Source organism: Photobacterium rosenbergii (assembly GCF_003026455.1).
GTDB lineage: Bacteria > Pseudomonadota > Gammaproteobacteria > Enterobacterales > Vibrionaceae > Photobacterium > Photobacterium rosenbergii.
Genome location: NZ_PYMB01000002.1, coordinates 324,872 through 340,353, shown reverse-complemented (window position 1 = coordinate 340,353; position 15,482 = coordinate 324,872). Strand labels below are relative to the sequence as shown.

Below are 15,482 nucleotides of genomic sequence, written 5' to 3'. Positions count from 1 at the left end.
GTCTCGGCTCAAGCCTGCCGACTGCAATCGGCAAGGTATTTCATCACCCCGTACTGCTTTAGCCACGCCAACTGTTCTTCATGCTTGACCAGAAAACGTCCTGAGTAATTGATCCCGTTGGCATAGACACCATCGATGTTATTTGCGCTTCTAGGAAACAATAACATCCAACGCTGCGTCAAAAGAAGGTTGTAAGGAGAGCAATTCTCGCCTTCAGTTGCTGGCAACAATGCCAAGCTAGCCATCATCGAAAGGTAGTTTGCATACAACTCTTTGGCATCCAGCGCTTGCAGTGGCAACAGTCGGTGCTCAAAAGGCAATTGACCAGAAGCAATGACCTGCTCAAGTGGGATGGGTGAGCGGACTAACTGCATATGGCGGTGAATTTGGCTTGCTCCAGCAATAGGGCCATTATTGTAAAAGCCAAACACATCGGGGTGATCAAATCCTTTTAACCAGCCCTCAAAGTCACAGAGGCTTAAGCATGACTGCTGTGGGACAAAAGCTTTCGAGCAAATAAGCAGATGGGGAGACAGAACCGGAAACTTATTCAACAAACAAACATGCTCTCGCCCGGCATCAGCAACATAAAGTGATTCTTCATAGGGAAGGAAGGGGTTGCCTTGGGTCGAGGTCGCTCGGAACTTCTTGGTTGCATTGGGCGTAACGACATGGCCTAAAAATGCGATACCCTGCTCTTCTATCACTTGGGCATCGGTAACTATCGGCATCAGGCTACCGTCTGCCAACGCCTGCTCGGAAACTTGGCTGGCTTTTTCCCACAGCGTTTCAGTTTGACCGGACATAAGTCCCTCCTCTCTATCCTTCTTTCACCATTGTATACCCAAGTGCGCCCAAGGTGTTTGTTTCAAAACGCTTTATTCAACCATATAGACAACCCTTGAAGTTACCTAATGCAGTGTACACATTAGTTTACAACGATAGCCTTTTTTGCCATATACAGGATGAAGGCTAGATATAGCTGCAAACCACGAAAGTTTGTATTATCAATGCCATTGGAAAACACTGCTTTATCCTATTCCCAATAGTACTCCATAGAGCAGTTAGAAGTTTTTGTTTGGTCGCTAAAACTTCAACAGGTAGTTTTGTTTGGTCGCATCCTACCTATCCAGCCTGTTTGCCTTTTACATCATTCAGGTAGAAACAAAAAGGGCGTTTACCCAGTAAACGCCCTTATACCTATTTGTTTTTCAAAACTTCGTCGATATTAAATCAACTCTGCCGCCAGAAGGAAGCAACCGAATAGGAAGCTCAAGCCCATCGCCAACTGGCCACCTGATGCTTGGTACAGCACACCCGACGCATCGACCTCAAATGTACTGTCATCTTCTTTGCGCAGCTTCATCGTCATCGCCATTGGGATAAATACTGCCAGGAATACCAAGATAATACCGGCGTAGCCTAGTACAGAAAGGAACTGATCAGCAGCAAACAATGCACCCGCTAACGGTAGGATGAATGTCAGTACGTAAGTCACTGCTCGGTTCTGGCGGAACGTATCCACGTTTTGGTCAAACAGGGCCATTGCCACGCCAAGGAAAGAAGTGAGCAGGGCAAGGCCTGTGAACACTGACAGAATCAGGTTAATCATGCTGTGGCTTGATCCCAGTGCCGCAATCAGTTCAGAAACGTTATTGAAATCAACCATCTGCTCTGCACTTAGGTTACCCATCGCCGCATATAGCCATAGTAGGTAGCTGAACAGCGGGACAAGCGAGCCGATCACAACCATGTTTCGTAGCTGCTTATGGGTCGCTTCTTTGTTGTAAGTTACCAGTGATGGGATAACCACCATAAAGCCGAAGCTGGTGAACAATACCGAACTGGTTTTGATCAGGTCAATCTTATTGTCGCTGGTTGCTACCATCAGGTTTTCAATTGAAATAGTCGGCACCAATGAAAGTAGCGTTAGCACCAGCATAATGACCATCACAGCAAACAGGGCACGGTTAAGCTTATCAATCACAGCAGTACCTGCAGCGACGACCACACCAGCAACCAAGGTAAAGACAATCTGACTCTGCATCAGGCTGAGATCAAGGCCGATGCTCGATAGCAGCTTCTGTACCAGATCCCCTGCCCCAATGATGTAAGCCATCAACAGGCAAACTAGCAGCGCATACAACAGGCCATTGGTCACCAGTTGGCCACCTTTACCTAGCGTTTTGCGGGCAATGGTATTCATGCCAAGGCCACCACCCGCTTTAATACTGGCTTCAAGCAAGAGAAGGGCAGCGTATGTTGTACCAAGCCAGATCACCAGCATCAGCAACGTGCCCCATACCAGCCCGAACTGAGCCAACACCATAGGGATAGCCAACATACCGGCACCCAGTGCCGTACCCGCAATAATAAGAGAACTACCAAGCAGTTTTAGATTCACAATTTTGTCTCGTAATAATGTGTCTCCGCCACCTAAAGGGCAGAAAACAAAAATGGGGAAATAATCTATTTATCAATGTGCTGCAGATGAAAAAGCAGCAATAGAGAATTAGTGACTAAATCGGAATGCGGCAAAATAGCCGTAAAACTGGAAGTTTGCGGAAGGTTTGGCAGGTTGAGATAGGCAAGCGCAAGCGTTCGCTAAAGAAGAGGCCGAGGATAGATGGATCTTCCCCGCAGTTTTATTGTTCATTAATCGTACTCCAACAACGATAAATCCCTATAAGTAAGGTAACCTTCCACTGATTACCCTTGTTTTGTTTGGTCAGTTAGCAACTTATATGGTCATTAGAAGCACTTCAACACTCGCACATGAAATCTTATATTCCAATAATGAAAATTAAGATTTCAGGCAAAGAAAAACCCTTTGGCCATTGGCTCAAAGGGTTAGTTGTCACTTAGAAATAGGGCTTAAGCTGATACTACCTCGCCGGATTTAGCCGCGATAAGCGTCAACTTGTTGAACGAGGCTGGGTAAACACTGATGGTGCTGCCATCGTCAAAAACTAGGCCGTCGTAGAAGTTACCACTCCACTTCACACGGGTGAAACGTGCATAGCGCGCTTTACTGTAGACCTCTTCGAGGGCGTTGATGGCGCCTTGCTTTTTCACTTGTTCCAAAATTGCTGGACTTAGTAACTTTTCTGCCACTGACTTGGCCGATTCGTTCATCCCTGTTTCTCTGTTTCACTCAACGATAGTTTTGTTTTACCAAAATCATGCCGAGTTGCAAGGGGTAATCACTCTCGTGACTACCCCTCGGCGATTTACTCGTCAGTAATTGAGTTTTTTGTGATTAATGCACGGGGCTGCCTTCAACCGTTACTGAAGTACCACCTGAGTTAATAAAGCTAACCACTGCATCTTGCTGCATCCCGGTTGATTTGGAAATTTCGACAAAGTAATCTCCGAAACCTTCATCTTTTTCGCCCATAGGACGAAATTGTTCGCAGATACCTTCTGGGTTAGTTTCCACACAAACTGCTGGCCCTTCATATGGGAATAGGTAAGTACCGTGCCCGCCGTGCATTGCACGAACCACACCACGAATGACTTCGCCTTCTTCAGTATCCGAAGTCCCTTCAGAAATTGCCGACAACTTCAAATGCTCAATCAATGGCTCTGTGCCAACTAGCGGTTTACCCGGAACATAGTTCACGACCACTTCATCTGGGATATAGTCATAATTATCGCCTCCCTCGACAACACAATCCCCTAAAATATATGGGTCACAAGTACCAGCAGCCTCAATCATCAAAAGTGGTTGCTGAGTGTTATCACGTTGACGTTGAATAAAGTTAGCAGGGTCACCACTATCCACCGCAACTTGAACTGCCGGATACATCTCTGAAGCGACCATATCGAAAACCATATCCTCGATACCAGTGGCTTTCTCAGCATTTTCACCACTTTCGGCCTTAAATCCAGCTAATGCATTCAAGCCCTCTACCTTAGTTTGCACCTCAGAATCATACACACCAACCATACCTGCTACGGCTAACTGAATATCAGTAGAGTTTCGAATTTCGCCCTCCACTTCCTCACCGAGGAAAGGAGAGTTCATCACTAAATCAGTTAAGTGCATACCAGGAACAACAAGACTTACAGTCTTAAACTTCAAATCATCAGGGTAATGTTGCGACATATCACTGACCATAGTCGCAATAATTCCTCCCAAAGACTGACCGACCAAACTTATATCATCTTTATTAACAAAATCAGCGTTGTTTAACGCTTTTCGTAGTGCGAGCTGATCAGCCACCGCTTGGCGCTGATTGTCACGTAAAGTAAGCGGACTTAACAAATTCAGATAAGAGGCTTTATCTTGATTTATCTCGCCGTCTGTTGCTGTTATTTCAGGCTCAGCATCATCATCAAGATTCACCCCTCGATCACCATGTAGTGGATTATCAATGGCTATCACCAAACGACCGTCAGCAACAATCTTATTTGCCATCAAGCCTGCATTTCCTTTATGGCCGGTAATACCATGAACAAAAATCACAGCTGGCAATTGCTCCTCTCCATCCCAATCACCTGGAGCGTAAATATCAACCTCAACATCCTGTGTCGTGGTCGCTACTGGAGTCGGGTTATCTCGTGTAACAAACTCACCATTAGCCCCCTTCCACCAGCTATATAACTCCGGACAAGATGCCACTTTATTCGCTTCAATCGTTTTAATTATCTCTTGGGTTACCGCATCGGTGGTCACATCATTATAAAGCTCAGGAACAATACACGTATCTGCCTGAGGCATTTCCAAATAATAAGGAACGGTTAAGCTTGCCTTAATCAATTTTCTAGCTTTTGAGTCACCAGTTTGTGAGCTTAGAGGGCTTGGTATTTTGAGCTCAATATTAGGGTCTATATTCTTAACCACCTCATCCATCACTGGATAAATACTCTGGGTCGTGAATTGCGCACTGTACACAATATTCTGACCACCTGCCGCGTCTGCAACCAAGTTGTGGTTATTTTGAATCTGACTGCTGGCCTCATTACCCAATAAATGCCCAAGGTCGTCCCCATCTTCAAGCTTTTGGTAGTTTATTGAAGCTTTAAGAACACTTTCTCCAGCGCTATTTTTCAGACCGTCTGTCAGCGCTAATACATAAGTCGTTGAGCCAGACAATACTGTCATTGGTAGGATCGTTAAATCACCATCTTCGTTTATTTCAGCAGTAAAATCCTTGTCATAAACCAGCTCGCTCCCCTCTTCTGCATTGAAAATAATCACGCTTGAAGCCAAAGACGTAGGATCAACGTCATGCTCCGGTCCCATTAAAGGAATGATGATAGGGTAGCCAGTAGACCAGCCGTCCAGTGCACCGTATACATTCTCATAATTTCGGTAATCTACCTCCTCGCCACTGGTCTCTACCTTCATTTCAATAGTGCCATCGTCATCGGTGAGCAATATGTCATTAGGGTAAGTCACAGAATCGAGATTGTACGGTACATACATCCGAGCATCAGAAGTACTTTCTTCATCACAGGCCGTGAGCGTAGCCGCAATGACAAGTGCCAGACATAGAGGTTGTGTATTTTTTATCATTGTCATTTCCATCGGTTTATTAAACTGCTTTCAGACGCTCGGCTATCCTAAATGAAAAGCAGCAAAACCCCGACGACCACTCTCTCTTAAATAATTGATTTAATATATTATTTATGTTTTTTATATGTTTTTATTCTTTCAACCCCAAATGACATCCACCCAACCTTCTGGCATTAGAAGCAAAATACATGACTGTCACATAAGCTTCATAATATGTAAGAAAAGAACACATCTTAAAGGCTATCTCTTTCATAATTATTGTATTAATTCTCCATATTTATTCTTGTAATACAATATTATGTATTTTAAGTCATTGATTTTAAATGGCCTACCCCTTTAGAGTTATTCAAAACTGTAATTGATTTACGTCATATTTATTCACACATTGTCTCATTAAGATCCCATTCAGAATTTATGACTTTGTAGTAGAGGATCTTATGAGCAGAGTGAGACTGGCCATCATCGGCAACGGAATGGTGGGCCATCGCTTTATCGAGGAGTTGGTCGATAAAGCCAATATGGACAATTACGAGGTAACCGTCTTCTGTGAAGAGCCTCGTGTCGCCTATGACAGGGTTCATCTGTCATCGTATTTCTCCCACCACACCGCCGAAGAACTTTCGCTCGTTAAAGAAGGCTTCTACCAGAAACACTCAATCAACATCCTCCTTGGCGAACGTGCGATTAACATCAATCGCGAAAACCGCGTCATCTACTCCAGCACGGGTCGTGAAGTTCAATACGACAAGCTGATCCTCGCTACTGGCTCATTCCCATTTGTTCCACCTATTAAAGGCCACGAAAGCAAAGACTGCTTTGTTTACCGTACTATCGAAGATCTCAAAGCTATCGAAGCCAACGCCAAGAAAAGCAAAGTCGGTGTTGTTATCGGTGGCGGCCTGCTTGGCCTTGAAGCCGCTGGTGCACTAAAAGCACTCGGGGTAGAAACCCACGTTGTTGAGTTCGCACCAAAACTAATGGCAGAGCAGCTAGATCTGGCTGGTGGTAACCAACTACGCCAGAAAATCGAACGTATGGGTGTGAACGTCCATACCAGCAAAAACACGTTGGAAATCGCGCCAGAAGGCACTAATGCCCGCAACGTCATGCGCTTTGCAGATGGCAGTGAGCTTGAAACAGACTTCATTGTGTTCTCTGCAGGTATCCGCCCTCAGGACAAACTAGCCCGTCAAATGGAGCTGGATGTTGCCCCTCGCGGTGGTGTGGCTATCAATGATTTCTGCCAGACGTCAGACGAAAACATCTACGCCATAGGTGAATGTGCCTCTTGGAACGAAATGTTCTACGGTTTGGTTGCCCCGGGTTACAAGATGGCGCAGGTTGCAGTGAGCCACCTGATTGGTGAAGACAACCGATTTGAAGGCGCTGACATGAGTGCCAAGCTAAAACTGCTTGGCGTAAAAGTTGGCTCTATCGGTGACGCCAATGGCCGTACACCTGGCTGCAAGAGCTTTGTCTACCAGAACGAAGAGCAAGAAGTTTATAAGCGCCTGATCGTTTCTGAAGATAACAAGAAGCTATTGGGTGCTGTACTGGTTGGCGATACGTCTGACTATGGAGACCTGCTGCAACTAATGCTCAATGAAATGGAGCTGCCTGAGCACCCTGATGCATTGATCCTCCCTGCCCATGCGGGTGCCGAAAAGCCATCGCTTGGCGCAGATGCCCTGCCTGATAGCGCTGTGATCTGTTCTTGTTTCGATGTTACCAAGGCAAAAATCGCCCAAGCCGTAACTGATGGCAACCACACTCTGGCTGATGTTAAAGCAGTAACAGGTGCGGGTACTGGCTGTGGCGGTTGTATTCCGCTTGTGACATCTGTTCTAAATGCCGAGTTGGCCAAGTCCGGCATCGAAGTAAAGAACGATGTCTGTGAGCACTTTGCCTATTCACGTCAGGAGCTATTCCACCTGATCCGTATCGAAGAAATCAAAACCTTCGATGAACTACTAGAGAAGTACGGTAAAGGCTACGGCTGTGAAGTGTGTAAGCCGCTGGTTGGTTCTATCCTAGCTTCATGCTGGGGTGAACATATCCTCAAACCTCAACTGGTTAAACTGCACGACACCAACGACAACTTCCTGGGTAATATCCAGAAAGACGGTACCTATTCCGTGATTCCGCGTATGGCTGGTGGCGAAGTTACACCACAAGCACTCGGTGCCCTTGCTGCCGTGGCTGAAGAATACAGCTTGTACACCAAGGTAACCGGTGCACAGCGTATCGGCCTGTTCGGCGCACAAAAAGATGACCTTCCTGAAATCTGGCGCAAGCTGATTGATGCAGGATTCGAAACGGGTCAAGCGTACGCCAAAGCATTGCGAATGGCGAAGACCTGTGTGGGCTCGACTTGGTGTCGCTACGGCGTTCAGGACTCTGTTGGCCTAGGCTCACTTATCGAAAACCGCTACAAGGGTATCCGTACCCCGCACAAGATGAAGTTCGGTGTTTCTGGCTGTACCCGTGAATGTGCCGAAGCACAGGGCAAAGACCTTGGCATCATCGCAACAGATGCCGGCTGGAACATGTATGTATGTGGTAACGGTGGTATGAAGCCTCGCCATGCCGACCTACTTGCCAGCGACCTTGACCAAGAAACCCTTATTAAGTATATCGACCGCTTCATGATGTTCTACATCCGCACTGCTGCACCACTTCAGCGTACCTCGGTATGGATGGAAAACATGGAAGGTGGTGTCGACTACCTACGTGAAGTGATTGTGGAAGACAAACTGGGTATCAACGCCCAACTTGAAGCTGACGTTGCCAAGTTGGTCGATGAGTACGAGTGCGAGTGGACGGCGACAATCAACGACGAGTCTCAACTGACCCGCTTCGCTCACTTCATCAACTCTGACTTGCGTGATGACAACGTAGTATTCGTCACCGAGCGTGACCAGCACCGTCCAGCAACATTCACAGAAAAACACCCAGGTGCGGTTGGCGATATCCTGCACGTTGAATTGGAGAACTAATCATGGCTTTTGAACAAATTTGCGATATCCAAGATATCACTCCGGGTACTGGTGTATGTGCGCTGTTCAACGGCCAGCAGGTTGCTATCTTTCGTCCAAGCGAAGCTGAAGAAGTGTTCGCTATCAGCAATATGGACCCGTTTGCCCGCTCTAATGTGTTATCACGCGGCCTGATTTGCCAACACCAAGACGAACTTTGGGTGGCGAGCCCATTGAAGAAGCAACGCTTCAACTTGTCGACCGGTGCTTGCATGGAAGATGAACGCTTTAACATCAAAGCCTTCAATGCCCGTGTAACTAACGGCAAAGTCGAAATCGCGGCGTAATTATACAGCCGGTTAAATAGCAAAGATTTAATAGCGAAAAGGCTCTTTGCCCATCACTTGAGTGAGAGCCTTTGACTATTCAATTTTAATTTAACTTTTTGGAGTGACATGATGTCCTATTCAAAACCGATGGAATTCGTTCAAACAATGATTGATACGGGTGAAGCTAAAATCCGCACATCAACACGCGATCTGATTTTGCGTGGTACGATGGCGGGGATTATCCTCTCGTTGGCGGTTGTTGTGGCGATCACCACCATCACACAGACAGGCATTGGTATTGTGGGAGCCTTGGTATTCCCTGTTGGCTTCTGTATCTTGAGCCTAATGGGCTATGACTTGGTAACCGGTGTATTTGGTCTTGCACCACTGGCCAAATTCGAAAATCGCCCGGGTATTACCTGGGGCCGAGTACTGCGCTGCTGGGGCCTTGTTGGCCTAGGTAACCTGATTGGTTCGCTGCTTGTTGCTTTCCTTATCGCCCTTTCTTTCACAATGAACTTCAGCGTAGAACCTGGCGCTGTCGGTCAAACTTTCATTAAGGCAGCAACAGCACGTACCGTCGGCTTTGAGGAGCTAGGTGCCAATGGTTGGATCACCTGTTTTGTCCGCGGTATCCTGTGTAACCTGATGGTTTGCCTAGGTGTTATCGGCAACATGACAGCACGAAGCGTAGCAGGCAAAATTGCGGCAATGTGGCTGCCAATCTTTATCTTCTTCGCGCTAGTGTTTGAACACGCTGTTGTGAACATGTTCCTGTTCCCGCTAGGTATGATGCTGGGTGCTGATATCACTATTTCAACCTGGCTGAGCTTCAACCTGGTACCAACCATTCTTGGTAACCTAGTCGGTGGCCTGCTATTTACGTGTGTTCCTCTTTACCTGACCCACGCGAAAACAGCACCTGCTATCGATGTAGAAAGTGATTCAGCGGTAAATGCAGCACCTGCATTTGGCACTAAGTAATCATGATATTTTGGTCCCGGGCAATTGCTCGGGACCAACACCAATTTACAAGCCTATTGTATTGTTTTGGCTATAAAAAGTAATAACTCCTTAGGGTAAAAATCTCGGTCTTAAATCTACACCTTAAGTTCAGGCATTGAGTGTTACTTTTTATATCCAAATTTCTAGAAAGGCGTTGCTATGAGCACCAACATCACACCATCAAACAGCGGCTTTGTTTCACTGGTCGGCGCAGGACCGGGCGACCCAGATTTGCTGACCGTAAAGGGGTTACGCGTCATTCGAGCAGCAGATGTTCTCGTCTATGACCGGCTGGTATCAAAAGATATCTTGGCGATGGCAGATCCCGCCGCCGAGATGATCTACGTCGGCAAAAAGCTCGACTTTCATTGTGTCCCGCAAGATCAAATCAACCAGATTTTGGTGCAAAAAGCACAGCAAGGTAAGCGTGTGGTGCGTCTGAAAGGTGGAGACTCTTTTATCTTCGGTCGTGGCGGTGAAGAGCTTGAAGAACTGGCAAAGTTCGGTATCAAATACGAAGTGGTACCGGGCATTACAGCCGCAGCCGGTGCAACTGCTTATGCAGGGATCCCCCTCACCCATCGTGACCATGCCCAGAGTGTCCAGTTCATCACAGGTCACGTACAAAAGGATGGCAGAGAAATTGAGTGGGGATCGTTGGCGCAATCCAACAACACGCTGGTGTTCTATATGGGCCTGAAACAAAGCGGTCATATCTGCGATAAGCTGATCACCCACGGTCTTGCTGCAGACACCCCTTGCGCCATCATCGAAAACGGCACCCGCCCAGAGCAACGGGTATTGAGTGGCACTCTGGCGACGCTACCAGAGTTGGCCAAAGGCGCGGTCAGCCCTGCACTCATCGTGGTTGGCAGTGTTGCCTCACTGAGTGAGCATCTACAGTGGTTCAATCAGTGAACCCCAATCAAAAGTAAGCTGCTGTCATTAGCATGACGATGAGATACGAAAGACAAAGGGCACTTCACTGTGCCCTTTTCTTTTCTATCGCTTAACGATTGCTGTACCTATCCCCATCCCCACCAGCATTGTCACTATAAACACTAGCATTGATGGATTCAGTCCCAAGGTCGATGTAACCGCAGGGCCAGGACAAATACCAGCAATACCCCAACCCAGACCAAACAACGCCGCGCCAGTGACCAATCGTTTGTCTATCAATGGATTGTTAGCAACCTCGAATTTCTCGGAACAAACAGGGGCAGAACGTTTCTTTATCACCAGCAGGTAAACAGGCAGAAACACCGCCAGCGCACCGCCCATTACAAACATCAAACTAGGGTCCCAAGCACCGGCTACATCTAAAAAGCCGATAACGCGATGAGGGTCGACCATACCTGATACCATCATCCCCAAGCCAAAAAGCAGGCCCGCCATCAGAGCCACCCATTGAGTCATTGCTTTCATCTGTGACCTCCGATTAAAGTACATGCAATCGTACAAAGACAGTCGCAATAGCAACAGCCATGAAAATACATGTCGCGACAATCGATCGTTTGGATAACCGACCCATACCGCAAATACCATGGCCGCTTGTACATCCGTTACCTACCTTGGTACCTATCCCAACCAGCAAGCCAGCCAACCCTACCCAGAAGAAAGAGGAAACAGGTAACGTTTCTGGTAACGTAAACCCAACAGCAGGGGCTAGCAGGCCACTTGCCAACATGCCAATGACAAACAGCAGTCGCCATGAAACTTCACCTTGCTTGGGTGTCAACAAGCCAGACACAATCCCGCTGATACCGGCAATACGGCCATTAAGCAATAACAAACCTGATGCAGATATGCCCAGCAGTATCCCACCAGCTAATGCATCCCATGGGATCTCAAATGCCATCATCTTCTCCAAACTCACTCAGTCATTCTATTAATTAGAGAATACTAAAGTATAGAATTCAGTCAACACTAAATTAGAATTAAATAAATTAGCAATTTCTAATTTAATGTTTTATATTGGCTACCATCATGAATCGAGATACTGTAGTTCCCTATTTTTAGGGCAGACGGAGAATGCAATGACCAAGATTTTGATTGTGGGCGGTGTTGCTGGTGGTGCATCAGCTGCTGCACGTGCACGCCGATTAAGTGAAGATGCTGAGATCATCATGTTTGAACGCGGGGAGTTCGTTTCTTTCGCCAACTGTGGTCTGCCATACCATATCGGGGGCGATATAACAGACCGCAGCAAACTGCTTCTTCAGACACCGGAGAGCTTCCTTGCCCGCTTCAATGTCGATGTCAGGGTCATGAATGAAGTCATCGCCATTGACCGTGAAGCCAAAACCGTAACAGTGAAGAATGTCCTCGATGGATCTGAATATATCGAGAGTTACGACTTCTTGCTACTCAGCCCTGGCGCTGCGCCTGTCATACCACCGATTTCTGGTATCAATAACCCGCTGACCCATTCGCTGCGCAATATCCCTGATATGGATAAGATCATTGCCACACTTAATGGCAATAAGCCAAGCCATGCAACTGTAGTTGGCGGCGGCTTTATCGGCCTTGAAATGATGGAAGCTTTCCATCAACTGGGCATCGATACGACCTTAGTTGAGATGGCCGATCAAGTGATGACGCCTGTGGATCGCGAAATGGCAGGCTTTGTTCACCAAGAGATCCGCGATAAAGGCATTGATCTACGCTTGGGTGTTGCGCTGGAGTCTGTTAACTACAGTGAAGAGCAGAGCAACCTAACGTTGACTCTCAACAATGGCGACACCATCGAAACAGGCATTTTGATTATGGCGATCGGTGTCCGTCCTGAAACGCAGTTAGCCAAAGATGCAGGGCTGAAAATTGGTGAGCTAGGTGGCATTTGGGTGACGCCACAAATGCAAACCAGCGATCCAAGTATCTTTGCCGTTGGTGATGCCATTGAAGATCAGGATTTTGTTACCGGTAAGCAAACCCTGGTACCGCTAGCGGGGCCTGCCAACCGTCAAGGCCGCATGGCTGCTGACAATATGTTGGGCCGAAACGAAAGCTACCAAGGCACACAAGGAACGGCGATTTGTAAGGTGTTTGACCTTGCCGTTGCTTCTACTGGTAAAAATGAAAAGCAGCTCCAGGCTGACGGTGCTACCTACGAGAAAGTCTATGTTCACACTGCAAGCCATGCTAGCTACTACCCAGGTGCCGAAACGGTTTCTTTGAAGCTGTTGTTTGAACCAAAATCGGGCAAGATTTTAGGCGCGCAAGCTGTAGGTAAAGATGGCGTCGATAAACGTATTGATGTACTGGCTGTTGCCCAGCGAGCAGGTATGACCGTCGAACAACTACAACACCTTGAGTTGACCTATGCACCACCTTACGGCAGTGCCAAAGATGTCATTAACCAAGCCGCCTTCGTAGCCAACAACATCATCAAGGGTGATGCGACACCTATCCATTATGATGAAATTGATAACCTAGCTGAAGATCAACTACTTCTCGATGTCCGCAACCCTGGCGAACTAAAGAGTAACGGTTATTTGGAAGGTGCTATCAATATTCCTGTGGATCAGTTACGCCAGCGAATGGGTGAACTACCGAATAACAAAGAAATTGTTATCTATTGTGCCGTGGGGCTTCGTGGCAACGTCGCTTACCGCCAGTTGGTGAACAATGGCTTCAAGGCTCGAAACCTTATCGGTGGTTATCGTACTTACTCATTTGCACATAAGTAACTACTAACCTTAAACCTCAAAAGCCTGAGAAAATTTTCTCAGGCTTTGTTTTTCTAAAGCTATATATTAAATCACAATAACCGCTTAATAATAATTGTTTCCTTTGCCATTATTATTGCGCTTGTAATAGCCTTTACCATTATTGCTCTTATCTTTGTCGTCATAAGAGTCATGGCTATCATCTGAATCATCATAGTCACTGCCATCATTGCTATCGTCATGTTTACCGTAATAGCTGTCACTATGGTATTCCTCGTAGTAACTATCACGGTAGTAACGGTAACGGTACCAGTCATACCAAGTCTTTAACTCAGGCTTGTACTCGTGAAGATCGATCACAAACAAACAGTCAAAAAACATCGGATCGCCTACATCGCCATCGAACTCAGTTAAGTCAACCATACCTGAGAGGCGTACAGTCCCTTTATGCCATTGATATTCACCGTAACCTTTAACAACCGCGTTTTCATCACTGGAAGCACCGGTAATATGAGAAATATACTGGCCATCAGCTGTAACTGTCGGTTTAAGAACAGGCTGCACCGTAGTGTGGCCCCTAGTAATTAGTAGCCCATCGGGTAGATAAAAGAAGGTCGTGCCGATTAGTTGAAGTCCGTTTTCTGGCTCCCCCTCGATTTCAGATAGACAATCTGTTGCCCAGCCTAAATGTGCGCCATCATGGATATTCTTCAACTCCACATCAAAACAAATCGCATCTAAAGGCGGCCCATATTTCTCCAACGGAGGAACAGTATCTGGATACATCTCACCGGTACCGACAAGATTCAGCGCTAAGCGTTTCTTATCGCCATCATCATCGTCTTTGTAGCCATCGGAGTCATCACCGCTTGAATAACCATCCCCTCCAGAATGACCATCACCAGAGTAATCTTTGCCGCCGCTGGACTGATAAGTAGAAGAATAAGAGTGGCTATAACTGCCTGAGTATGAGTCATCATCCCCTTTATTTGAGTATGATGAAGAGTCATCGCTATCATCATACTTCGAATCCGAATATGACGAAGAGTCATCACTGTCATCGTACTTAGAATCTGAATATGACGAATAATACTTATCATCGTCATCATCATAATCGTCGTCATATTTTCCTGAGGCCAGGCTCCCCGCAGAGAACCCAACACAAACCGCCAAAATTGAGAGCGCGATTTTGTTCATTTTCATCATGCAACTCCACGTAATTCTGTGGTACTTCTTGATTAATTAGCCATCTGAACAATCTATATGATTACGTCTAGATAATAGGCAATATTTAGACCAAATCACTAGACACTGGCTTTTAGTGTAGATGAAGCAGAAGATTATCTCGGAGGGTGGCATTATGGCCAGATAAGCACTTATCCCTTAAAAATAAGAGAATTAGCCGAAAATAAGATGTGTTTTAGCAGTGAGAAATCTTTATCAATTCTCAAAAATAATACAGACACTAAGTTAGCGGCAGCCTCACAAGCGTTGAGGCCACCGCGCTCAATTACATTGTAAGGTGAATTGAAGAAGGATCCTTCGGGTTCGGCCCGTACTCATTGGCTGCAGGTTGGCTGTCCTGTACGAAGAAATATAACAACACTAACACCCCAACCAAGGGGATCAAACCGATCAGCATCCACCATCCGGTTTTGCCGATATCATGCAAGCGACGAACACCAACAGCAATGCTTGGAATAAGGATTGCTAACGAATAGACAGTACCAATAGCTCCAGCGCCTTCACCAGCTCCAGGGTTTCCCAATGCAGAGTCCAGCATCGACAAAGCAACACTGATAATGATGTTGAATAAAAAGAAGTACCAGTACTCTTGCCTTTGCGCCCGCCCCTTAAAGACTGCGTAATTTTTCAATACATGGATATACCAGTTCATAAAAGCCCCTAGTTCAGATAGTTACAACTGATGACAGTATAGTATTGTGTTCAATGCCTTCATTCTGCCAACCTACGCAAATTTATT

The 15,482-nt window shown here is 46.4% G+C and carries 13 protein-coding genes; 5 read left to right on the top strand and 8 right to left on the bottom strand.

Translation table 11 applies throughout. From position 1 onward, the window contains the following. Positions 1–8: 8 nt before the first annotated feature. The 4 genes from C9J01_RS08540 to C9J01_RS08525 form a co-directional block, all read right to left on the bottom strand. Positions 9–806, bottom strand: a complete 798-nt coding sequence (locus tag C9J01_RS08540) for a DUF4922 domain-containing protein (RefSeq protein WP_107297715.1) — start codon at positions 804–806, stop codon at positions 9–11. Between the two features lie 422 nt (positions 807–1,228). Next, positions 1,229–2,404, bottom strand: coding sequence for an amino acid permease (locus C9J01_RS08535; protein ID WP_107297714.1), 1,176 nt, complete (start codon positions 2,402–2,404; stop codon positions 1,229–1,231). A 470-nt stretch (positions 2,405–2,874) separates the two neighbouring features. After that, positions 2,875–3,135, bottom strand: coding sequence for a hypothetical protein (locus C9J01_RS08530; RefSeq protein WP_107297713.1), 261 nt, complete (start codon positions 3,133–3,135; stop codon positions 2,875–2,877). A 124-nt stretch (positions 3,136–3,259) separates the two neighbouring features. Next, entirely contained in the window at positions 3,260–5,521 is a 2,262-nt protein-coding gene (locus tag C9J01_RS08525; protein WP_158264511.1) for a hypothetical protein, read from the bottom strand. Between the two features lie 437 nt (positions 5,522–5,958). Between C9J01_RS08525 and nirB the strand changes: the two genes are divergently transcribed. The 4 genes from nirB to cobA all read left to right on the top strand — a co-directional run bounded on the left by nirB (position 5,959) and on the right by cobA (position 10,748). Beyond that, positions 5,959–8,517: a nitrite reductase large subunit NirB gene (gene nirB, locus C9J01_RS08520; protein WP_107297711.1), complete on the top strand. Its 2,559-nt coding sequence runs from the start codon at positions 5,959–5,961 to the stop codon at positions 8,515–8,517. 2 nt (positions 8,518–8,519) lie between these two features. Continuing rightward, positions 8,520–8,843, top strand: coding sequence for a nitrite reductase small subunit NirD (gene nirD, locus C9J01_RS08515; RefSeq protein WP_107297710.1), 324 nt, complete (start codon positions 8,520–8,522; stop codon positions 8,841–8,843). A 111-nt stretch (positions 8,844–8,954) separates the two neighbouring features. After that, positions 8,955–9,809, top strand: a complete 855-nt coding sequence (locus C9J01_RS08510; protein ID WP_107297709.1) for a formate/nitrite transporter family protein — start codon at positions 8,955–8,957, stop codon at positions 9,807–9,809. Positions 9,810–9,989: 180 nt separating this feature from the next. Then, entirely contained in the window at positions 9,990–10,748 is a 759-nt protein-coding gene (gene cobA, locus C9J01_RS08505) for a uroporphyrinogen-III C-methyltransferase (RefSeq protein WP_107297708.1), read from the top strand. 84 nt (positions 10,749–10,832) lie between these two features. On the opposite strand, the gene C9J01_RS08500 is transcribed toward cobA, so the two are convergent. After that, positions 10,833–11,255 (bottom strand): YeeE/YedE family protein, encoded by a 423-nt coding sequence (locus tag C9J01_RS08500; RefSeq protein ID WP_107297707.1) that lies wholly within the window; start codon positions 11,253–11,255, stop codon positions 10,833–10,835. A gap of 13 nt (positions 11,256–11,268) precedes the next feature. Next, positions 11,269–11,688 (bottom strand): YeeE/YedE family protein, encoded by a 420-nt coding sequence (locus C9J01_RS08495; protein ID WP_107297706.1) that lies wholly within the window; start codon positions 11,686–11,688, stop codon positions 11,269–11,271. 178 nt (positions 11,689–11,866) lie between these two features. On the opposite strand from C9J01_RS08495, the gene C9J01_RS08490 reads away from it, so the two are divergent. Further along, positions 11,867–13,519 carry an FAD-dependent oxidoreductase gene (locus C9J01_RS08490; RefSeq protein ID WP_107297705.1) on the top strand — a complete coding sequence of 551 codons (1,653 nt, stop codon included), beginning with the start codon at positions 11,867–11,869 and terminating at the stop codon, positions 13,517–13,519. 84 nt (positions 13,520–13,603) lie between these two features. Here C9J01_RS08490 and C9J01_RS08485 read toward each other — a convergent pair whose 3' ends face one another. Together C9J01_RS08485 and C9J01_RS08480 are read right to left on the bottom strand one after the other, a co-directional pair. After that, a complete protein-coding gene (locus C9J01_RS08485) occupies positions 13,604–14,695 on the bottom strand; it encodes a hypothetical protein (protein ID WP_146157069.1) in 1,092 nt (363 codons plus the stop codon). A gap of 313 nt (positions 14,696–15,008) precedes the next feature. Continuing rightward, positions 15,009–15,395 carry a DUF805 domain-containing protein gene (locus C9J01_RS08480; protein ID WP_107297703.1) on the bottom strand — a complete coding sequence of 129 codons (387 nt, stop codon included), beginning with the start codon at positions 15,393–15,395 and terminating at the stop codon, positions 15,009–15,011. Positions 15,396–15,482: the final 87 nt, after the last annotated feature.